The sequence below is a fragment of the Streptomyces sp. NPDC039609 genome (assembly GCF_055596705.1).
In genome coordinates this window covers 246,511-264,644 of record NZ_JBVIUJ010000007.1, presented here as the reverse complement: position 1 = coordinate 264,644, position 18,134 = coordinate 246,511, and the positions used below count along the sequence as shown (strand labels likewise).

Sequence of the window (18,134 nt, the reverse complement as noted above, 5' to 3'; positions counted from 1 at the left end):
GGGGCCCGCCGAAGGCGAGTTGTGGAGTCTTAGGGTCGCTCAGCTGATCAACTCACCCCACCACCAACCGGGAGTGACCAGCGGGGCATGAATCCCAGCCACTCACCGGCCAGCACACGCTGAGCGCCGCCGGGCCACCCCATTCAACTGCCGCGCAATCCCACCCACGCACCCGCAGGCGCCGATCCCCGTCCAGGACCGAGGGAGTTGTCGCGTGGCCACGCCCCCGGGCCGCCCTCCGAGTGTGAAAAGGCGACCGGAGGCGGTGGGTCAAGGGTGAAGCGAAGCGCAATCGGCGGAGCCGACGCGACGCAGGAGCGCCCTTGACCCACCGACTCCGGTCGCCACACTCGGAACGAGGGCGGCCGAACCAGAAGCCCGCAAGAACGCCCACACCAGGACGCTCAGAAACCAGAAGCCCGCGAGACCCCCCACACCAAGCCCCTCAGAAACCCGACCCCACCAAACCCCCCACCCCAACCCCCTCAGAAACCCCCCACCCACTCCACCGCCTCCCCCACCGTCCCCGCCACCGCGACGCCCTCCGGCACCGGAGGCCTCCGGACGATCACCACCGGGATCCCCGCCTCCCTCGCCGCGCGGAGCTTCGGGGCCGTCGCCGCGCCGCCGCTGTCCTTCGTGACGAGGACATCGATGCCGTACCGGCTCAACAGCTCCGACTCCCCCTCCAGGGTGAAGGGTCCCCGGTCCAGGAGGACTTCGGTGCGGGCCGGCATCGGGGGCTCGGGGGCGTCGACGGACCGTACGAGGAACCACTGCGGGCACTCGGCGAACGCGGCGAGCCCCATGCGTCCGGTCGTCAGGAACACCCTCTCGCCGAAGTCCCCCACCACCTCCGCCGCCTCCTCCAGCGAGGCGGCCTCGTGCCAGTCGTCGCCCTCCACCCGGACCCAGCCGGGGCGGCGCAGGGCCAGCAGGGGAACATGGGCGGTGGCGGCCGCTCGGGCCGCGTTGAAGCTGATGTTCTCCGCGAAGGGATGGGTGGCGTCGATGACCGCGTCCACGTGGTGCTCGCGCACCCAGGTCACGAGTCCGTCGACGCCGCCGAAGCCCCCGACGCGTACCTCGCCGGCCGGCAGCCGGGGCTCGGCGACGCGTCCGGCAAGGGAGCTGGTGACGCGGACGCGGGGGTGCAGGGCCGTGGCGAGGGCGCGGGCCTCGGTCGTGCCGCCGAGAATGAGTACGTGCACGGGAGTCCTTTCATGAGCGCCGGCAGCGGTCCGGGCGGCGGGCGCGACGCCCAACTCAAGCACACGGGTCTGCGCCCGGGCTGGACGACCGGTGCCTGTGCGACGGCGGCGACGACGGCCGCGTACACGGCGCTGCTGACCGGCGAGTTTCCCGACCCGGTGACGATCACGCTGCCGAAGGGCGGGCGTCCGGCGTTCGCGCTCGCGGCGGAGGAGCTGGCCTCCGACGCCGCGATGGCGGGGATCGTGAAGGACGCGGGCGACGACCCGGACGTGACGCACGGCGCGCTGGTCCGGTCGACGGTACGGATCCTGCCGGCCGGGTCCGGTGTCGTCTTCCGGGCGGGGGCGGGCGTCGGTACGGTGACGCTGCCCGGCCTGCCCCTGGAGGTCGGGGAACCGGCGATCAACCCGGTCCCGCGCCAGATGATGCGCGCGCATGTGGCGGAGGTCGCGGCGGCGCACGGCGGGACGGGCGATGTGGAGATCACGGTCTCCGTCGACCACGGCGAGGAGATCGCCCGCTCGACCTGGAACCCGCGGATCGGCATCCTGGGCGGGCTGTCCATCCTGGGGACGACGGGCATCGTCGTGCCGTACTCGTGCTCGGCCTGGATCGACTCCATCCGCCGCGGGGTGGACGTGGCGCGGGCGGCGGGTCTCACCCATGTGGCGGGGTGTACGGGGTCCACGTCCGAGAAGACGGTGTCGACGCTCTACGACCTGCCGGAGATCGCGCTGCTCGACATGGGGGATTTCGCGGGGGCGGTGCTGAAGTACATCCGTCGCCATCCGGTCGACCGGCTCACGATCTGTGGCGGCTTCGCGAAGCTGTCGAAGCTGGCGGCGGGCCATCTGGACCTCCACTCGGCCCGCTCGCAGGTCGACAAGGGCTTCCTTGCGGACCTGGCCCGTACGGGCGGCGCGTCCGAGGCTCTCGCCGAGGAGATCGCCACGGCGAACACGGGCCTGGCGGCCCTCCGCCTCTGCGAGGCGGCCGGCGTCCCCCTGGGCGACCTGGTGGCCGCCCGCTCCCGGGACGAGGCCCTCGCGGTCCTCCGCGGCGCCCCGGTCGCGGTCGACGTCGTCTGCATCGACCGCGCGGGCACGGTGGTGGGCCGTTCGACGACGGCGGGGCCGGTCGCCTCGTGAGGCGACGATTACAGGTCGTCGGGCAACAGCCGGAACGCCTTGTGGCCGGTCAGAGGTCTGATCATGCGGAAGTGACGGTCCGTGGTGAAGAGAACCTCGGTGCCATAGGCGGCCGCCAGCGCGACGTTCATGGCATCGGTCAACCCGACACCCTTTCCTCCGTCTGCGTCCGCGTAACCCTCGGCGACGGCGATCGCCGTGGACAGATGCGCGGCCACCGTCGGCACCTCGAACCGACGCGTGGCCGTGTACCGCTCGATGAACCTGGCCGCGGTCAGAGCTTGCCGCGCTCCCGCGCGCGCCGCGATCAGGTAGTCCAGCTCGGCCAGAACCATCGGCGAGATCACCAGGTGGCTGATCGCCGCAAGCCCTTCCTTGTGCTCTTCATGCCCGGTGAGGCGCGGGTCGAGAAGGCGGTAGAGAGCATTGGTGTCGGCGACGGCGATCACGCCTGAGTCCCCATCCCTTTGAGCACGTCCTCGATCTCGTCGTCGGTGAGGTCGGGGAGCACGAGGTCGGGAAGATCGATCGCTCCCATGGGGTCGGTGGGGTAGGGGGGAATCTCATCGCTTATGGGCACCACGCGGGCGACCGCGACACCGTTCTTGGTGACCGTCACGGTCTCACCCCGGGCCGCCGCGGCGAGGATCTGGGAGGACTTCTGGTTGAACTCTCGAGCCGTGGTCTCCATGTAGTACATGTTACTACCAGACCTCGTGGGCAGCTCGACGCTTCCACTGACACCGGATGCGCCGTCTCCCCCGCGAACCTAGGCTTGCGAGGGCAGGACGCCCCACGAGAGAGGGATGTGCCCATGGCGAAGCGAGGCAACAAGAAGCGCGCCCGCAAGAAGAAGAAGGCGAATCACGGCAAGCGGCCGAACGCCTAGAAGCCGGGGCCGGACACTCGTCGGGTGTCCGGCCCGGGCGCGTCACGGGGGCATTGAGGTGCCGCCGCTCCGAGGGCGGCCGACGGGCGGGGAAGAGCTCAGCAGACGTGCCGCTCCCGCGCCGGGTCGTAGAGGTGGCTGTCGCGGAACTGCGAGGCCGCCAGTGTGCGGCCGACCAGGATCACCGCCGTCTTCGTGATGCCGGCCTCCTTCATCTGCGCCGCGATGTCCTCCAGTGTGCCCCGCAGGACGATCTCGTCCGGGCGGCTCGCCATCGCCACGACCGCGGCCGGGCAGTCGGCGCCGTAGTGCGGCAGCAGCTCGGACACGACCCGGTCGACGTAGCGGGCGGCCAGGTGGAGGACGAGCAGGGCGCCGCTGCGGCCGAGCGTGGCGAGGTCCTCGCCCTCCGGCATGGGCGTGGCCTGCTGGGCGATGCGGGTGAGGATGACCGTCTGGCCCACGGTCGGGACGGTGAGTTCCCGCTTGAGCGCGGCGGCGGCGGCCGCGAACGCCGGGACGCCCGGCACGACCTCGTACGGGATGTCCAGCGCGTCGAGCCGGCGCATCTGCTCCGCCACGGCGCTGAAGACCGAAGGGTCGCCGGAGTGGAGCCGGGCCACGTCCTGGCCTGCTTCGTGGGCGCGGACGATCTCGGCCACGATCTGGTCCAGGTCGAGGTCCGCGGTGTCGACCAGGCGCGCGTCCGGCGGGCACTCGGAGAGCAGCTCGCGGGGGACGAGCGAGCCCGCGTAGAGGCAGACGCCGCAGGCGGCGAGGGTGCGGGCGCCCCGCACGGTGATCAGGTCGGCCGCGCCCGGGCCCGCGCCGATGAAGTAGACGGTCATGCTCCAACTCCTGCTTTCGTTACGGACCACTGCGTGACCGGCATCGCCTGGCGCCAGCCGGTGAAGCCGCCCACGGGGACGGCCTGGGCGACGGCGAGCCGGACCAGCTCCCCGCCGTGCCGGCGGTAGCGCTCCGCGAGCAGCGCCTCGGATTCCATGGTCACGGTGTTGGCGACCAGCCGGCCGCGCTCGGGCAGCGCGTCCCAGCAGGCGTCGAGCAGGCCGGGGGCGGTCAGGCCGCCGCCGATGAAGACGGCGTCGGGGGTGGGGAGATCGGCGAGCCCGTCGGGGGCGGCCGCGGTGACGACCCGCAGCGCCGGGACGCCGAGGGTGGTGGCGTTGCGCGCGATCCGGGCGGCCCGCTCGGGGTCCTTCTCGACGGCGATCGCCCGGCAGGAGCGGTCGGTGCGCATCCATTCGATGCCGATGGAGCCGGAGCCGCCGCCGATGTCCCAGAGCAGTCCGCCGGGGGCGGGGGCGAGGGCCGCGAGGGTGGCGGCGCGGACGTACCGCTTGGTGAGCTGTCCGTCGTTCTCGTACGCCTCGTCCGGCAGGCCGGGTACGGCGCCGAGGCGGAGCGCGTCGGGGGCGCGTACGCAGTCGAGGGCGAGGACGTTGAGGGCGTCGAGCCGCTCGTCCTCGGACCAGGTGTCGGCCGTGCCGTCGACGAGCCGCTCGTGGGGGCCGCCGAGCTGTTCGAGCACCCGCATCCGGCTGCCTCCGTACCCCTTCTCCCGCAGGAGGGCGGCGACCTGCGCCGGGGTGTGGTGGCTCTCGCTGAGGACCAGCAGCCGCCGCCCGTCGTGGAGGGAGGCGGTGAGGGAGGCGAGCGGCCGGGCGACCAGGGAGACGGTCTCGACGGCCTCCAGGGGCCAGCCGAGGCGGGCGCAGGCGTACGAGACGGAGGACGGGTGCGGCAGGACGTGGAGCCGGTCGGCGCCGACGGTCTCGGCGAGGGTGCGGCCGATGCCGTAGAACGTCGGGTCGCCGCTGGCGAGGACCGCGATCCGGCGTCCTTCGTGGGCGGCGAGCAGTCCGGGGACGGCGGGGCGCAGCGGGGAGGGCCAGCCGACGCGCTCTCCGGGGCACTCGGCGGCGGGCAGCAGATCGAGCTGGCGGGGGCCGCCGATCAGGACCTCGGCGGCGCGCAGGGTCCGGCGGGCGTTCTCGGGGAGCCCGTCCCAGCCGTCCGCGCCGATTCCGACGACCGATATCGCAGGCAGGGGAACGGTGCTCACGTCGGCGAACTCTACGGGAGGGCCCGTTTCCCCTCCTCGTGACCGTGCTTACTTCTGGGCGTTCTGCCCCACGTAGAAGAGCAGCCAGACGAAGCCGGCGAACGCGTGCGTGGCGAAGACGTACACGAAGACGCGCAGGAGGACGCCGCGCTCTTTCCAGCGCTCGTAGTCGGACATGCCCACCAGAGTACGGGCCGGAGTACGGGCGGGCCCGGGCACCCCTAGCTAAACGGATAGCTATCCGGTACGGTGAAGGCGATGAGAGACACCCACGGAATACGGGGCTCGGACTCACGGTTGAGCAGGATGGTTTAAGCTTCAACCAATAGCCCGGGAACGCCCCATCGAGAGGTGAGCACGATGCAGTTCGGGATCTTCACCGTCGGCGACGTGACGACCGACCCCACCACCGGCCGTACGCCGACCGAGCACGAGCGGATCAAGAACACGGTCGCCATCGCGCTCAAGGCGGAGGAGGTCGGGCTCGACGTCTTCGCGACCGGCGAGCACCACAACCCGCCCTTCGTGCCGTCCTCCCCGACGACCCTCCTCGGGCACATCGCCGCACGGACCGAGAACCTGATCCTCTCGACCTCGACCACGCTGATCACCACCAACGACCCGGTGAAGATCGCCGAGGACTACGCCACCCTCCAGCACCTCGCCGACGGCCGCGTCGACCTGATGATGGGCCGCGGCAACACCGGCCCCGTCTACCCGTGGTTCGGCCAGGACATCCGCCAGGGCATCCCGCTCGCCATCGAGAACTACGCACTTCTCCACAAGCTGTGGAGGGAGGACGTCGTCGACTGGGAGGGCAAGTTCCGCAGCGCCCTCCAGGGCTTCACGTCCACGCCCCGCCCCCTCGACGGCGTCCCGCCGTTCGTCTGGCACGGCTCCATCCGCTCCCCCGAGATCGCCGAGCAGGCCGCGTACTACGGCGACGGCTTCTTCGCCAACCACATCTTCTGGCCCAAGCAGCACACCGAGAAGATGGTCAGCCTCTACCGTCGGCGGTACGCGCACTACGGCCACGGCACCCCCGAGCAGGCCATCGTCGGCCTCGGCGGCCAGGTCTTCATGCGCAAGAACTCCCAGGACGCCGTACGGGAGTTCCGCCCGTACTTCGACAACGCTCCCGTCTACGGCCACGGCCCGTCCCTGGAGGAGTTCAGCCGCGAGACCCCGTTGACCGTCGGCTCCCCGCAGGAGGTCATCGACCGCACGCTCTCCTTCCGGGACTACGTCGGCGACTACCAGCGCCAGCTCTTCCTGGTGGACCACGCGGGTCTGCCGCTGAAGACGGTCCTGGAGCAGCTCGACATCCTCGGCGAGGAGGTCGTCCCGGTGCTCCGCAAGGAGTTCGCCAACCTGCGGCCGGCCGGTGTCCCGGCCACCGCCCCGCTCCACCCCGCCGTACGCACCCAGGAGGCGTGAGTCATGCAGACCCTGAAGCTGGTCGCCGTGTCCGCCGGGCTCAGCGCCCCGTCCTCGACGAGGCTGCTCGCCGACCGGCTCGCCAAGGCGGCCCAGGAACGGCTCACCGAGCAGGAGTACGTGGTCGAGGTCCGGGTCGTCGAACTGCGCGACCACGCCGTCGACATCGCGAAGAACTTCGTCACGGGCTTCCCCTCGGCGGAGCTCCAGGAGTCGATCGACGCGGTGACGGGAGCGGACGGGGTCATCGCGGTGAGCCCGGTGTTCACCGCCTCGTACAGCGGTCTGTTCAAGTCCTTCTTCGACCTGATCGACCCGGCCGCGCTGACCGGCAAGCCGGTGCTGATCGGGGCGACCGGCGGCACCGCCCGCCACTCCCTCGTGCTCGACCACGCCATGCGACCGCTCTTCTCCTACCTGCGGGCGCTGGTCGTCCCGACGGCCGTGTACGCGGCCTCGGAGGACTGGGGTTCGGGGGGCGACGAGTACACGGACGGGCTGCCGTCCCGGATCGCCCGGGCGGGCCACGACCTCGCCGACCTCGTGGCAGCGCGGGGCCCCGCGGGGGAGGCGAACGACGACGAGGTCGTGCCGTTCGAGCGCCAGCTCGCGGACCTGCGACTCGACTGAGTTTCGCGACTCGAGGCCCGCGTCGCGCTCGCCGCGGGGCGGTTCACGGTGAGTGACGCCAGATCATGCGCCTGGGACGAACCGGGCGCATGATGCCTTCATGGACATCAAGCTCGAACTGATCGGCGTCCCCGTCACCGACATCGACAGGGCCAAGGCCTTCTACGAGCAGGTGGGCTTCCACGCCGATCACGACATCCCCGTCAGCGACGACATCCGCTTCGTCCAGATGACCCCGCCCGGATCGGCGTGCTCGATCACCTTCGGGAAAGGCATCACCACGATGACCCCGGGCTCCCTGGACAACATGCAGGTCGTCGTCGCCGACATCGAGGAGGCGCACGCCGACCTCAGCGCGCGGGGCATCGAGGTCAGCGAGATCGACGACCAGCCCTGGGGCTCGTTCGTCTACTTCGCCGACCCGGACGGCAACCGGTGGGCGGTCCAGCAGACGACTCCGCGGGGCGAGTGACGGCTCACGTCGCGCAGGGGCTACTTGCGGTTGTAGAGCCGCATGGTGATCGCTCCGAAGACGACCACGAACAGTGCCGACCACCCGAGCGACCAGGCAATGTCCGCCGCCGGCCAGTTCCCGGCCATCAACTCGCGTACGGCCGTCGCCAGATGGGTCACCGGGCTGTTGTTCACGAAGGCCTGGAGCCATCCCGGCATCGTGCTCGGGTCGACGAAGACGTTGGACAGGAACGTCAGCGGGAAGATCACCATCATGCTGACGCCCATGACGGACTTCTCGCTGCGCAGCATCAGTCCGAACATGGTCCAGATCCACGAGAACGCGAACGAGAACACCAGCAGCAGCGCGACCCCCAGCAGGACGCCGGCGATGCCGCCGTCCGGACGGTAGCCGATGATCATGCCGACGGTGAGCATGACCGCGGAGGCGATCAGATAGCGGACGACGTCGCCCAGCAGATAGCCGACCATCGGCGCGGGCCGCCAGATCGGGAGCGTACGAAAGCGGTCGAAGACACCCTTCTCGATGTCGGTGTTGACCGAGACTCCCGTGTACATCGTGATCATCACGACGCTCATCACGAGGATGCCCGGCAGCAGGAACTGGATGTACGCCGAGACCGAACCGGCCAGCGCGCCTCCGAAGAGGTACGTGTACATCAGCACCATCATGATCGGGAACGCCGTCACGTCGAACAGCTGCTCCGGCACGTGCTTGATCTTCAGCATCGCCCGCCAGCCGAAGGTCATCGAGGCGGAGAGGGCGCTGGGGCGCGGCGGGCGGGACTGGCCCACGAGCAGCGCCGCGAGTTCGTCCGCCTTCGGGGCGACGAAGTCGAGGGTGTCGGCGGTCTGCGTGTCCTTGCCGGTGGTGACGGTGGTCATGCCGTCGGTCCCTTCCGGTCGGTGTCGGTTCCGTCGGTTCCGTCGGTTCCGTCGGTTCCGTCGGTTCCGTCGGCGCCGGGAGCAGGGGTGCCTGGAGCGTGGGCGCCGGGAGCGGGGGCGCCGTTCCCTTGGGGCCCGGTCGCGTCCGCGGGCCTGTCCGTCAGCGCCAGGAACACCTCGTCGAGGCTGGGCTGACCGAGCCCGAAGTTGTCGACCGTGATCCCGGCCCGCGCCAGTTCCGCCAGCGCCCGCGCGGCCTGCTCGGCGGCGCCGAGGTCGGTTCCGTGACCGTTGACGGTGGCGGTGAGCGCGACGGGGTCGGGTTCGAGCTGCACGGACGCCTTCAGGGCGCTCCGGAGGACCCGCTCGGCCTCCGGGCGCTGCTCGGGGTCCCGGAGCCGTACGTGCACCGAACCCGAACCGACGGAGGCCTTCAGCTCGCCCTTCGTGCCCTCCGCGATCACCTTCCCGTGGTCGATGACGGCGATACGGGAGGCCAGCTGGTCCGCCTCGTCCAGGTACTGGGTGGTGAGCAGGACGGTCGTGCCCTGGGCGACCACGGCGCGGACGATGTCCCAGACCTGGTTGCGGCTGCGCGGGTCGAGGCCGGTCGTCGGTTCGTCGAGGAAGAGCAGGTCAGGGGTGTTGAGGATGGACGCGGCGATGTCGATTCGGCGCCGCATGCCGCCCGAGTAGTTCTTGATCTGCTTGTCGGCGGCGTCGGCGAGCCCGAACGCGGCGAGCAGCTGCGCGGAACGGTCGCGGGCGGCGGGGCGGGTGTGGCCCAGGAGGCGGCCGAGCAGGACGAGGTTCTCGGTGCCAGTCAGGTCCTCGTCGACGGAGGCGTACTGGCCGGTGAGGCTGACCCGGCCGCGCACGGTGTCTGCGTCCTTGACGACGTCGTTGCCGAAGACGCGGGCCCGGCCGCCGTCGGGGCGGAGGAGGGTGGCGAGCATCTTGACGGCGGTGGTCTTGCCGGCGCCGTTGGGTCCGAGGACCCCGTAGACGGTGCCTGCGGGAACGCGCAGGTCGATGCCGTCGACGGCCCGGTTCGTACCGAAGAGCTTGACCAGACCCTCGGTCTCGATGGCGAGGTCGGTCATGCGCTGTCCTCCCGGCTGCCGGCGTCGGTTCCGCTTCAACCAGTCTCCGACGGGTCCGGCCGGTATGCCAGGGGGAGGGCGGGGGGTCGTTTGTACGGGTGGGGGCGGGGGCGTCACTGGGGCGGTGCGGGATGGCGGGGCGGACGGGGGCGGACGGGGGCGGACGGGGCGGCGCGGCACAGGGGGTCCCGCCGGGGCCCGCCGCCCCGGGCCGCGCCCCGCCGCCCGCGGTCGCCCGCCGACTCGGCCCAGGCGCCCGCACGAAGCGCCCGGCCCACGCGCCCGCGGTCGCCCGCCGCTCCGGCCCACGCGCCCGCACGAAGCGCCCGCCCCAGGACCCGGCCCACGCGCCCGCCCTGCCGCCCCCGCTGCCCCGGCCCCGCCCCGTCAGCCCGCGGCCGTCACGTGCTGGACCAGGCCGCCGTCGACCGCCAGTTTCACGCCCGTCGTGAAGGTCGCTTCCGTCGCCAGGAACAGCGCCGCCTTCGCCACCTCGTCCGCCGTGCCGTGGCGGCGCAGCGGCGTCGCCGCGTCGCCGGCCTTCTGGAACGCCGCGAGCTGCTCCTCCGTGATCCCCTGGACCCCGCCCCCGGGCGTGTCGATGTAGCCCGGCGAGACCGCGTTGACCCGGATCCCCCGTCCGACCAGCTCGGACGCGAGCGCCTGCGCGAACGACCAGAGCGCCGCCTTCGTCGCCGAGTACACGCTCATCCCCGGCGTGCCCGTCACATCGGCGACCGAGGTCGTGAAGACGAGCGCGCCGCCGTCCCTCAGCAGCGGCAGCAGCCCCTGCACGGTGAAGTACGGGCCCTTGATGTTCACCGCGAACATCCGGTCGAACTGGTCCTCCGTGGCCGCCGCGATCGGCGCCAGCTCCGCGATGCCCGCGTTCACGAAGAGCAGGTCCACGCCGCCGAGCCGCTCCTCGATCAGCGCCGGCAGCGCCCGTACGGCGTCCATGTCGGAGAGGTCCGAGGAGACGACGTGGACGGACGGCCCGAGCTCGACCGCCGCCTCCTTGAGGTTCTTCGGGTTACGGCCGGTGAGCAGCACCTCGGCGCCGCCCTCGACGAGGCGCTTGGCGATGGCGAGGCCCATCCCCATGGTGCCGCCGATGATGACGGCCTTCTGACCTGCGTACGTACTCATGTGCGCGCAACTCCCCGCGTGTGGTGGTCGGTACGTGGACGACTCTGCGCGGGGCGGCTGACGATCGGCTGACGGAAAGCTGTGGGTGAGGGGGTGGGTGAGAGGGGTGGGTTACGGTTTCGCCATGCGGTTCGGGGTGCTCGGTCCACTGTCCGTACGGGACGCGTCGGGGCGGGCCGTGACCGTCCCCGAGGCGAAGGTGCGCCTCCTGCTCGGCTGCCTCCTGGCACGCGAGGGGCGGCCCGTCCCCACGGACCTGCTGATCGACGCGCTCTGGGGCGACCGACCGCCCGCCCGCGCCGCCAACGCCCTCCAGGTCAAGGTCTCCGCGCTGCGCCGGGTCCTCGGTCGCGAACGGGTCCTGCTGCGGGCACCTGGCTACCTCCTCGCCGTGGAGGAGGGCGAGTCGGACGCGGCTCGGTTCCGCGCGCTCGTCGCCCGCGCGGTGCGCGTCCCGGACGCCCGGGAGCGGGCGACGCTGCTCGCCGAGGGGCTCGGCCTGTGGCGGGGCGACGACGCGTACGCGGACGTCGCCGACCACCCTCTCGTACGGGAGGAGGCGGGGCGCCTGGCCGAGGAGCGGCTCGCGGCCCTGGAGGACCACGCCGAGGCGCGGCTGGTGACGGCGGAGCCCGGCGCGTGCGCGACCCTGGCCGCCGAACTCGCCCCGCTCGTGGCCGCGCATCCCCTGCGTGAACGCCTGCGCGCGACCCACCTGCGCGCGCTGTACGGCGCCGGCCGGCAGGCCGAGGCCCTCGCCTCGTACGAGAACCTTCGCGCCCACCTGGCGGAGGACCTGGGCGCGGATCCGAGCCCCGGACTGACGGCCCTGCACACGGCGATCCTCCGCCAGGAACTGCCCCAGCCGGACGCCGGCCGACCCACCACACCCCCGACCACGGGGCAGGACGCCGGCCGACCCGCCGTACCCCCGCCCACCTCGCCGCACCCCGACCGACCCGCCACACCCCCGACCACCGGACCGCACCCCGACCGACCCAACACACCCCCCACCAGCTCGCCGGACCCGGGCCTCCCCGGCGAACCGCCGATCGCCGGAGCCGGCCCGGCGCGCGGCGGCGCGGTGCGCGGCGGCGCGGTGCGCGGCGGCCCGGCGCGCGGCGGCCCGGCGCGCGGCGGCCCGGCGCGCGGCGGCCCGGCGCGCGGCGGCGCGGTGCGCGAAGCCGGTGCTCACCCGCCCGGCGGGGAGCCCGTGCCGCTGACCGGGCTCGTCGGGCGGCACGACGAGGTGCGTGAGCTTCGCGGGCTGCTCGTCGGCGCGCGTCTCGTGACGCTCACCGGCACCGGTGGTGTCGGAAAGACGCGGCTCGCGCAGGAGGTGGCCGGGGGCGGGTGGTTCGTCGAGCTCGGCGCGGTGCGTGGTGGGGCGGATGCCGACGAGCTCGCCGAGGCCGTCGCCGGGGCGCTCGGGATCCGGGACGACACGGCCGCCACCCTGCCCCGCCTCGGCAGCCCCGGCGACGGCACGCAGCGCCTCGCCGCCGCGCTGCGCGACCGGCCGGGCCTGCTCGTCCTGGACAACTGCGAGCACGTCGTGGACGCCGTCGCCGCCCTGGCCGGCGGACTCCTGCGCGCCGTTCCCGGGCTGCGGATCCTGGCCACCGGCCGGGAGCCGCTCGGGGTCCCCGGTGAGCACGTGCGCCCGCTCGAACCCCTCCCGCCCGCCGACGCCGTACGCCTCTTCGCCGAGCGTGCCGCCGCCGCCTCCCCGGCCTTCGCGCTCACCGACGACAACCGCGCCGACGTCGCCGAGATCTGCGCCCGCCTCGACGGCATCCCGCTCGCCCTCGAACTCGCCGCGACACGGGTACGGGCCCTGGGGACACGGGAGTTGGCGGTACGGCTCGGAGACCGGTTCCGGATCCTGACGACCGGGCGGCGCGGTGTCCCGCCCCGCCAGCAGACCCTGCGCGCGGTCGTCGACTGGAGCTGGGAGCTGCTCTCCGCCGCCGAACGGATCGTGCTGTGCCGCCTCTCCGTCCATCGCGACGGCTGCACGCTCGACGCGGCCGAGGCCGTCTGCGGGGACGACGGACTCGACGTCGTGGACCTGCTCGGCCGGCTCGTGGACCGCTCGCTCGTGGTCCGCGACGGCGAGCGGTACCGGATGCTGGAGTCGATCACGGCGTACGCGAAGGAGCGGCTGTACGAGAGGGGCGACGAGGCCGCCGCGAGCGACCGGCACCGCGCCTACTACCTGGCCCTCGCCGAGCGCGCCGCACCCCTGCTCCGGGGCGCCGGGCAGCGGGAGTGGCTGCGGCGGCTGGACGCGGAGGGCGCGAATCTGCGGGCGGCGTTCGACGCCTGGCCGTCCGGCTCCGCGCCGCAGCGGTTCGCGGTCGCGTTGTCCTGGTACTGGCTGCTGTCCGGGCGGCTGCGCGAGGGCCGACGCCGGTTGGCGAGGGCGGGTGACGGGGCCGAAGTGCGGTGCCTGGAGGCCGGGTTCGCGCTGCTGTGCGGGGAGAAGGCCGACACGGAGTCGCTGCCCTACGGGGCCGTCGTCGACCCGGAGGCGCGGGCGAGGGCGCGCTGGCTCGTGGCGTACGGGCACTTCAACACCGGCGACCTCGCGGAGAGCGAACGGATCCTCGACGGCGTCGACGGACTCGGGGACGCCGGGCCCTGGGTCGGGGCGGCCTTCCACACCCTGCGGGCGGCGCACGCACTGCTGCGGGGAGACCTGGTGGCGCAGGGCCGGCACGGGCGCGAGGGGCGGGCCCTGTTCCGCGCGCTGGGCGACGCCTGGGGGCAGTCGCAGTCGGTGTCCCCGCTGGCGGCGCTCGCCCAGATCGACGGGGACTACGCGGAGGCCGCGCGGCTGCACGAGGACGGGCTGCGGCTCGCGGAGGAGCTGGGGCTCGCGGCGGAACGTTCCGCCCGGCTCTCGGGCCTCGGCCGGCTCGCGCTGCTCGCGGGCGACTGGGAGCGGGCGGCGGCGCTGCACGAGCGGGCCCGGCGGGGAGCGGCCGAGCACGGCTACAAGTTCGGCGAGGTGTACGCGGAGATGGGGCTCGCGCTCGGGGCGCGGAGGGCGGGCCGTCTCGACGAGGCGGAGAGGCTGCTGCTCGGGATCCGGGACTGGTACCAGGAGGTGTCGTCGGAGGCGGGCAACCACCTCGTCCTCGTGGAACTCGGCTTCGTCGCCGAACTCCGCGGCGACCCGGAGACGGCCCGCGCCTGGCATCTCCAGGCACTCGCCGCGGCCCGCGCGATCCGGGACCCGCGCGCCCGCGCGCTCGCCCTGGAGGGGCTGGCCGGCGCGGAGGCCGCGGCGGGCCGCCCGGGTCGGGCGCGGCTTCTCCTGGCGACGGCGACGGCCCTCCGCGAACGCGCCGGCGCGCCCCTGCCGACGGCGGAACGGGCGGACGTCACCCGTATCGCCTCGGCGGCTTCCCGCTCCTGACGACGCTCGATTAGTCGCGCCGCCGTACCGGGGTGCGGTCCGTGCCCGTGGCGTCCTCGTGCGTGTAGAACCAGTAGAAGGCGATGCCGCCCACCGTGGCCGCCACCACCAGCGCCAGGATGACCGTCGACAGCACGCTCGTGTCGGACAGACTGACCAGGAACCCCATGGCGATGCCCGCCAGCGCCGCCCACGCGGTGGCCCGCAGCTCGCGCGGCAGCGCGTGACCGCCACGGTGCAGGGCGTACATCGCCCCGGCGAGGACGATCGCGGAGACGAAGCCGAGCAGGACCTGGCCCCACGTGATCGGTCCGCCATCACGTTCGAGGAAGGCCGCGTAGAAGCCGTAGATGACGCCCAGCGTCACAGGCAGGCCCAGGCCGTGGGTGGTCATGGGCCGTCGGGTCGGCACCGCTGCGTGTGCGGCCATGGCAGGAGCTCCTTCACTCTCGCCCCCTCCATCCTCAAGGGCACACCCGAAGCCCCCGTCCCCGCAACTGGATCAGCCCGCCGGTCGCACCGCGACCGCGTCGATCTCGAAGAGCATCCCCGGCAGCGCCAGGGACGCGACCCCGCTGAGCGTCTGCGCGGGCAGCCGTTCGCCGAAGGCGCCGTGGAGCGCCTTGCCCAGCACCTCCAGCTTCGCGAGGTCGTGGTCGACGATGTACGAGCCGAGCCGTACGACGTGCTCGAATCCGAGCCCCACGCCCTCCAGTGCGAGCCGGAGGTTGGTGAAGGAGAGCTCGACCTGGGCGGCGAAGTCCCCGGGGACGGGGGAACCGGTCGCGTCGGAGGCGTACTGGCCGCCGATGAAGACCGGTTCGCCGGGCGCGGAGGCGGCGTGGCTGTAGCCGAAGGGGGACGGGTCGTGGAGCGTCGCCGGGTTGGTGATCGTGCGCTGGTCGGTGCTGGTCATGAGGTGCGGTTCCTTCCGGGGAGTACGGCCGTCAGGCAGGCGGCCAGAGGGAGCGCGGCGCCCGTGCAGAGCACCGCGACGAGCGTGGTCGCGTCGACGAGCAGCCCACCGAGGAGGGCGCCGAGCGCGATCGAGAGGCAGAAGACGCTGACGTAGAGGCCGGTCGCCGTCTCCACGTCCTCGGGTGCGGCGGCCATGAACCAGGACTGCAGCCCGACGGAGACCCCGCCGTAGGCGAGCCCCCACAGGAGCAGCAGGGCGGCGCCGGCCGGGGTCGTACGCCCGGTGACGGCGAGCGCGAGGAGCGCGGCGGTGAGGCCGGCGGAGAGGACGGCGAGGGTATGGCGGGGGGAGCGGCCGGCCGCTGGGCCCGCGGCGAAGTTCCCGGCCACGCCCGCGAGTCCGTACCCGAGGAGGAGCACGCCGACGAGTCCCTCGGAGATGTGGACGTGCTCGGCGAGCACGGGCCGGACGAAGGAGTACGCGAGGAAGTGGCCGGTCACCAGGAGGAGAGTGAGGAGCAGTCCGGTGCGGACGCGCGCGTTGTCGCGCGGCAGCCGCAGCAGCCCTCCGAACCCGGTGCGGAGTCGGAGGGCGCGCCGGGTGCCCGGCAGGTGGGGCAGCAGCGCCGCAAGAGCCACCGTCGCCACCACCGCCATCACCCCCACTCCCGCGAACGCCCCACGCCAGCCGGTCCATTCCGCCGCCGTGGTGGCCGCCGGGACGCCGAGGACGGAGGCGGCCGAGACCCCGCCGAAGATCACGGCGGTGGCCCGCCCGATGTCGGAGGTGGGAACGAGCCGGGGCGCCAGGCCGCCCGCGAGGGCCCAGAAGCCGCCGATGGCGATCCCGAGCAGGACACGGGCGCCGAGGACGAGCGCGACGTGTCCGGCGGCCGCGGTGGCGAGGTTCGCGGCGGCGACGAGCGCCATCAGGACGACGAGGACCGCGCGCCGGTCGGCGCCGGCCGGGCCGCCCGAAGGGCGATCAGCGGGGCGGCGACGGCTGCCACGAGGCCCGGGACGGTCACCATCAGGCCGGCCGTACCGGCGGACACGTTCAGCTCGGACGCGACCGGGGTGAGCAGGCCGACCGGCAGCAGCTCCGCCGTCATCACGGTGAAGATGCCGAGCGTGACCGCCCCGACGCGGGCCCAGCTCCCCTGCTCTCTAACCTGGACGCCTAACATCCAGAATCACCCCCTTGAAAAGCCCTCCCATCCGGGAGGGCACGTCGGCATCGGACCCCTGATCAAATCGGCCGGCCGGTCAGGCGTTGGCGAACCAGTGGCGGATACGGTCCGGGGCCGCGGGTGCCTGGAGCTCCGCCCGTTCCCGTACGTCGTCCAGGGTGCGGGCCGCCAGTTCCCGCCTCCAGGCCAGCTCCGCCGCACCCATGGCGCCCGCGATCGCACACTCGGCCCCGTAGCTCCCGGCCGGTCCGGCACCGGGCCCCTGCTGTCGGATCTCGGAGCAGCGGAACGCCTCCTCCGGGCCCTCGATCGCCGTGACGACGTCCATGAGGGTGATCCGGTCGAGCGGCCGCGCCAGCCGGAAGCCGCCCTTGGGGCCGGAGACCGAGCTGACGATCCCGGCCCGGGAGAGGGCCTGGAGCTGCTTGTTGAGGTAGGCGGCGGGGAGCTCGTGGTACGCCGCGAGCCGCGCTGCCGTCACCGCCCGCTCCGGCCCGATCCAGGCCAGATTGAGGCAGCTGTGCAGCGCCCATTCGACGCCCTCGTTCATCCTCATGTTCTGGATATTAGATGTCCAGGATCCCCGACGCAAGCGCGACGAGCCGCGGCAGCGCGTCGTCCGGGACCGGGAGCACGGGCGAGGCGATCCCCATCCGCACCGCGTCCGCCGCCCCGGAGCCCACTCCGGACCCGACGCGCCATTGCAGCGAGCGGGAGCGGCTGCCTAGCCTCGGCACCATGCCCTCCGCAGAGATCAACGGACTCACGATCGGCTACGAGGACCGGGGCACCGGCCCCGCGCTCGTCCTGGTCCACGGCCATCCCTTCGACCGCACCATGTGGCAGCCCCAGATCGACCGCTTCTCGGCCACGCACCGGGTCGTCGCCCCCGACCTGCGCGGCTACGGAGCGACCACCGTCGTCCCCGGCACCACCCCGCTCTCCACCTTCGCCGAGGACCTCGCCGCCCTCCTCGACCACCTCGGCATCGAGGAGTTCGTCCTCGGCGGGCTCTCCATGGGCGGCCAGATCGTCATGGAGTGCCACCGCCTCTTCCCCGACCGCATCCGAGGCCTGATCCTCGCCGACACGTTCCCCGGCGCCGAGACCGAGGAAGGGAAGGCCGGCCGCCGCGCCGTCGCCGACCGGCTGGTCCGGGAGGGCATGAAGGGGTACGCCGACGAGGTCATCGACCGGATGGTCGCGCCGTACAACACCCATGCCTCGCCCCACGTCCACCGGATGATGTGCGCCACCGATCCCGAGGGAGCGGCGGCGGCGCTGCGCGGCCGGGCCGAGCGCCCCGACTACACGAACATGCTCCGCACCGTCTCCGTGCCCGCGCTGGTGGTCGTCGGCCGCGACGACGCGTACACCCCGGTGGCGGACGCGGAGGCGATGCACGCGCTGCTCCCCGACTCCGGACTCGTGGTCGTCGAACGGGCGGCGCACATGCCGAACCTGGAACGTCCGGAGGAGTTCGACGCGGCGCTCGCCGCGTTCCTCGACGCTGTCTGAGCTCGGCCGTGCGTCCGGCTGTGGCCCGACTGCGTGCGTCCGGCCGCGTGCGGCTGCCCGGGCCGTGC

At 73.0% G+C, this 18,134-nt stretch carries 22 protein-coding genes; 7 read left to right on the top strand and 15 right to left on the bottom strand.

The window, feature by feature from the left end:
- Positions 1-485: 485 nt before the first annotated feature.
- The gene (locus tag ACZ561_RS22370; protein ID WP_470997773.1) at positions 486-1,211 is read right to left on the bottom strand and encodes a cobalt-precorrin-6A reductase; all 726 of its coding nucleotides are present in this window, start codon (positions 1,209-1,211) and stop codon (positions 486-488) included.
- 12 nt (positions 1,212-1,223) lie between these two features.
- On the opposite strand from ACZ561_RS22370, the gene ACZ561_RS22365 reads away from it, so the two are divergent.
- The gene (locus tag ACZ561_RS22365; protein ID WP_470997770.1) at positions 1,224-2,363 is read left to right on the top strand and encodes a cobalt-precorrin-5B (C(1))-methyltransferase; all 1,140 of its coding nucleotides are present in this window, start codon (positions 1,224-1,226) and stop codon (positions 2,361-2,363) included.
- An 8-nt stretch (positions 2,364-2,371) separates the two neighbouring features.
- Here the strand turns inward: ACZ561_RS22365 and ACZ561_RS22360 are convergent, their stop codons facing one another.
- Both ACZ561_RS22360 and ACZ561_RS22355 read right to left on the bottom strand, forming a co-directional pair.
- The gene (locus ACZ561_RS22360; protein ID WP_470997767.1) at positions 2,372-2,812 is read right to left on the bottom strand and encodes a PIN domain-containing protein; all 441 of its coding nucleotides are present in this window, start codon (positions 2,810-2,812) and stop codon (positions 2,372-2,374) included.
- Positions 2,809-3,054, bottom strand: coding sequence for a type II toxin-antitoxin system Phd/YefM family antitoxin (locus tag ACZ561_RS22355; RefSeq protein WP_384528005.1), 246 nt, complete (start codon positions 3,052-3,054; stop codon positions 2,809-2,811). Before ACZ561_RS22355 ends, ACZ561_RS22360 begins: the two co-directional genes overlap by 4 nt.
- Before the next feature lie 123 nt (positions 3,055-3,177).
- Here ACZ561_RS22355 and ACZ561_RS22350 point away from each other — a divergent pair, with 123 nt between their 5' ends.
- Complete coding sequence (locus tag ACZ561_RS22350; protein ID WP_099895366.1) at positions 3,178-3,252, top strand: 50S ribosomal protein bL37; 75 nt, start codon at positions 3,178-3,180, stop codon at positions 3,250-3,252.
- Between the two features lie 98 nt (positions 3,253-3,350).
- Here the strand turns inward: ACZ561_RS22350 and cobM are convergent, their stop codons facing one another.
- The 3 genes from cobM to ACZ561_RS22335 are packed head-to-tail and all read right to left on the bottom strand — an operon-like array spanning position 3,351 to position 5,515.
- Entirely contained in the window at positions 3,351-4,100 is a 750-nt protein-coding gene (gene cobM, locus ACZ561_RS22345; protein ID WP_376438757.1) for a precorrin-4 C(11)-methyltransferase, read from the bottom strand.
- The gene (cbiE, locus tag ACZ561_RS22340) at positions 4,097-5,338 is read right to left on the bottom strand and encodes a precorrin-6y C5,15-methyltransferase (decarboxylating) subunit CbiE (RefSeq protein ID WP_470997762.1); all 1,242 of its coding nucleotides are present in this window, start codon (positions 5,336-5,338) and stop codon (positions 4,097-4,099) included. The genes cobM and cbiE overlap by 4 nt, the downstream gene beginning before the upstream one ends.
- A gap of 48 nt (positions 5,339-5,386) precedes the next feature.
- Positions 5,387-5,515, bottom strand: a complete 129-nt coding sequence (locus ACZ561_RS22335; RefSeq protein ID WP_329118674.1) for a DUF6126 family protein — start codon at positions 5,513-5,515, stop codon at positions 5,387-5,389.
- Positions 5,516-5,698: 183 nt separating this feature from the next.
- On the opposite strand from ACZ561_RS22335, the gene ACZ561_RS22330 reads away from it, so the two are divergent.
- The 3 genes from ACZ561_RS22330 to ACZ561_RS22320 all read left to right on the top strand — a co-directional run bounded on the left by ACZ561_RS22330 (position 5,699) and on the right by ACZ561_RS22320 (position 7,877).
- Complete coding sequence (locus tag ACZ561_RS22330; RefSeq protein ID WP_470997759.1) at positions 5,699-6,775, top strand: LLM class flavin-dependent oxidoreductase; 1,077 nt, start codon at positions 5,699-5,701, stop codon at positions 6,773-6,775.
- 3 nt (positions 6,776-6,778) lie between these two features.
- Entirely contained in the window at positions 6,779-7,405 is a 627-nt protein-coding gene (locus ACZ561_RS22325; RefSeq protein ID WP_470997756.1) for an FMN reductase, read from the top strand.
- Between the two features lie 100 nt (positions 7,406-7,505).
- Complete coding sequence (locus ACZ561_RS22320; protein WP_470997753.1) at positions 7,506-7,877, top strand: VOC family protein; 372 nt, start codon at positions 7,506-7,508, stop codon at positions 7,875-7,877.
- Between the two features lie 20 nt (positions 7,878-7,897).
- Here the strand turns inward: ACZ561_RS22320 and ACZ561_RS22315 are convergent, their stop codons facing one another.
- From ACZ561_RS22315 to ACZ561_RS22305, 3 genes are all read right to left on the bottom strand, one after another.
- Complete coding sequence (locus ACZ561_RS22315) at positions 7,898-8,764, bottom strand: ABC transporter permease (RefSeq protein WP_470997750.1); 867 nt, start codon at positions 8,762-8,764, stop codon at positions 7,898-7,900.
- On the bottom strand, positions 8,761-9,867 hold the full coding sequence (locus ACZ561_RS22310) for an ATP-binding cassette domain-containing protein (protein ID WP_470997748.1): 1,107 nt from the start codon (positions 9,865-9,867) through the stop codon (positions 8,761-8,763). Before ACZ561_RS22310 ends, ACZ561_RS22315 begins: the two co-directional genes overlap by 4 nt.
- Before the next feature lie 387 nt (positions 9,868-10,254).
- On the bottom strand, positions 10,255-11,016 hold the full coding sequence (locus ACZ561_RS22305; RefSeq protein WP_470997745.1) for an SDR family oxidoreductase: 762 nt from the start codon (positions 11,014-11,016) through the stop codon (positions 10,255-10,257).
- A 124-nt stretch (positions 11,017-11,140) separates the two neighbouring features.
- On the opposite strand from ACZ561_RS22305, the gene ACZ561_RS22300 reads away from it, so the two are divergent.
- Entirely contained in the window at positions 11,141-14,440 is a 3,300-nt protein-coding gene (locus tag ACZ561_RS22300) for an AfsR/SARP family transcriptional regulator (RefSeq protein WP_470997742.1), read from the top strand.
- A gap of 10 nt (positions 14,441-14,450) precedes the next feature.
- On the opposite strand, the gene ACZ561_RS22295 is transcribed toward ACZ561_RS22300, so the two are convergent.
- From ACZ561_RS22295 to ACZ561_RS22270, 6 genes are all read right to left on the bottom strand, one after another.
- Positions 14,451-14,870, bottom strand: a complete 420-nt coding sequence (locus ACZ561_RS22295; RefSeq protein ID WP_470997739.1) for a hypothetical protein — start codon at positions 14,868-14,870, stop codon at positions 14,451-14,453.
- Positions 14,871-14,942: 72 nt separating this feature from the next.
- The gene (locus ACZ561_RS22290) at positions 14,943-15,356 is read right to left on the bottom strand and encodes a RidA family protein (RefSeq protein WP_470997737.1); all 414 of its coding nucleotides are present in this window, start codon (positions 15,354-15,356) and stop codon (positions 14,943-14,945) included.
- On the bottom strand, positions 15,353-16,288 hold the full coding sequence (locus tag ACZ561_RS22285; protein ID WP_470997734.1) for an MFS transporter: 936 nt from the start codon (positions 16,286-16,288) through the stop codon (positions 15,353-15,355). Before ACZ561_RS22285 ends, ACZ561_RS22290 begins: the two co-directional genes overlap by 4 nt.
- Entirely contained in the window at positions 16,288-16,470 is a 183-nt protein-coding gene (locus ACZ561_RS22280) for a hypothetical protein (protein WP_470997732.1), read from the bottom strand. Before ACZ561_RS22280 ends, ACZ561_RS22285 begins: the two co-directional genes overlap by 1 nt.
- A gap of 154 nt (positions 16,471-16,624) precedes the next feature.
- Positions 16,625-17,098: an RrF2 family transcriptional regulator gene (locus ACZ561_RS22275; protein ID WP_376438835.1), complete on the bottom strand. Its 474-nt coding sequence runs from the start codon at positions 17,096-17,098 to the stop codon at positions 16,625-16,627.
- A gap of 16 nt (positions 17,099-17,114) precedes the next feature.
- Entirely contained in the window at positions 17,115-17,288 is a 174-nt protein-coding gene (locus ACZ561_RS22270) for a hypothetical protein (protein ID WP_470997730.1), read from the bottom strand.
- Between ACZ561_RS22270 and ACZ561_RS22265 the strand changes: the two genes are divergently transcribed.
- Complete coding sequence (locus ACZ561_RS22265) at positions 17,287-18,066, top strand: alpha/beta fold hydrolase (RefSeq protein ID WP_470997727.1); 780 nt, start codon at positions 17,287-17,289, stop codon at positions 18,064-18,066. The two genes, ACZ561_RS22270 and ACZ561_RS22265, sit on opposite strands and share 2 nt — an antisense overlap.
- Positions 18,067-18,134 lie beyond the last annotated feature (68 nt).

Bases quoted from the DNA above. Each gene is read 5' to 3' on its own strand.
- ACZ561_RS22365 (WP_470997770.1), top strand. From the start codon at position 1,224: ATGAGCGCCGGCAGCGGTCCGGGCGGCGGGCGCGACGCCCAACTCAAG.
- ACZ561_RS22355 (WP_384528005.1), bottom strand. From the start codon at position 3,054: ATGGAGACCACGGCTCGAGAGTTCAACCAGAAGTCCTCCCAGATCCTC.
- cobM (WP_376438757.1), bottom strand. From the start codon at position 4,100: ATGACCGTCTACTTCATCGGCGCGGGCCCGGGCGCGGCCGACCTGATC.
- ACZ561_RS22335 (WP_329118674.1), bottom strand. From the start codon at position 5,515: ATGTCCGACTACGAGCGCTGGAAAGAGCGCGGCGTCCTCCTGCGCGTC.
- ACZ561_RS22330 (WP_470997759.1), top strand. From the start codon at position 5,699: ATGCAGTTCGGGATCTTCACCGTCGGCGACGTGACGACCGACCCCACC.
- ACZ561_RS22325 (WP_470997756.1), top strand. From the start codon at position 6,779: ATGCAGACCCTGAAGCTGGTCGCCGTGTCCGCCGGGCTCAGCGCCCCG.
- ACZ561_RS22320 (WP_470997753.1), top strand. From the start codon at position 7,506: ATGGACATCAAGCTCGAACTGATCGGCGTCCCCGTCACCGACATCGAC.
- ACZ561_RS22315 (WP_470997750.1), bottom strand. From the start codon at position 8,764: ATGACCACCGTCACCACCGGCAAGGACACGCAGACCGCCGACACCCTC.
- ACZ561_RS22310 (WP_470997748.1), bottom strand. From the start codon at position 9,867: ATGACCGACCTCGCCATCGAGACCGAGGGTCTGGTCAAGCTCTTCGGT.
- ACZ561_RS22305 (WP_470997745.1), bottom strand. From the start codon at position 11,016: ATGAGTACGTACGCAGGTCAGAAGGCCGTCATCATCGGCGGCACCATG.
- ACZ561_RS22300 (WP_470997742.1), top strand. From the start codon at position 11,141: ATGCGGTTCGGGGTGCTCGGTCCACTGTCCGTACGGGACGCGTCGGGG.
- ACZ561_RS22295 (WP_470997739.1), bottom strand. From the start codon at position 14,870: ATGGCCGCACACGCAGCGGTGCCGACCCGACGGCCCATGACCACCCAC.
- ACZ561_RS22290 (WP_470997737.1), bottom strand. From the start codon at position 15,356: ATGACCAGCACCGACCAGCGCACGATCACCAACCCGGCGACGCTCCAC.
- ACZ561_RS22285 (WP_470997734.1), bottom strand. From the start codon at position 16,288: ATGGCGCTCGTCGCCGCCGCGAACCTCGCCACCGCGGCCGCCGGACAC.
- ACZ561_RS22280 (WP_470997732.1), bottom strand. From the start codon at position 16,470: ATGACGGCGGAGCTGCTGCCGGTCGGCCTGCTCACCCCGGTCGCGTCC.
- ACZ561_RS22275 (WP_376438835.1), bottom strand. From the start codon at position 17,098: ATGAACGAGGGCGTCGAATGGGCGCTGCACAGCTGCCTCAATCTGGCC.
- ACZ561_RS22265 (WP_470997727.1), top strand. From the start codon at position 17,287: ATGCCCTCCGCAGAGATCAACGGACTCACGATCGGCTACGAGGACCGG.
- ACZ561_RS22270 (WP_470997730.1), bottom strand. From the start codon at position 17,288: ATGGTGCCGAGGCTAGGCAGCCGCTCCCGCTCGCTGCAATGGCGCGTC.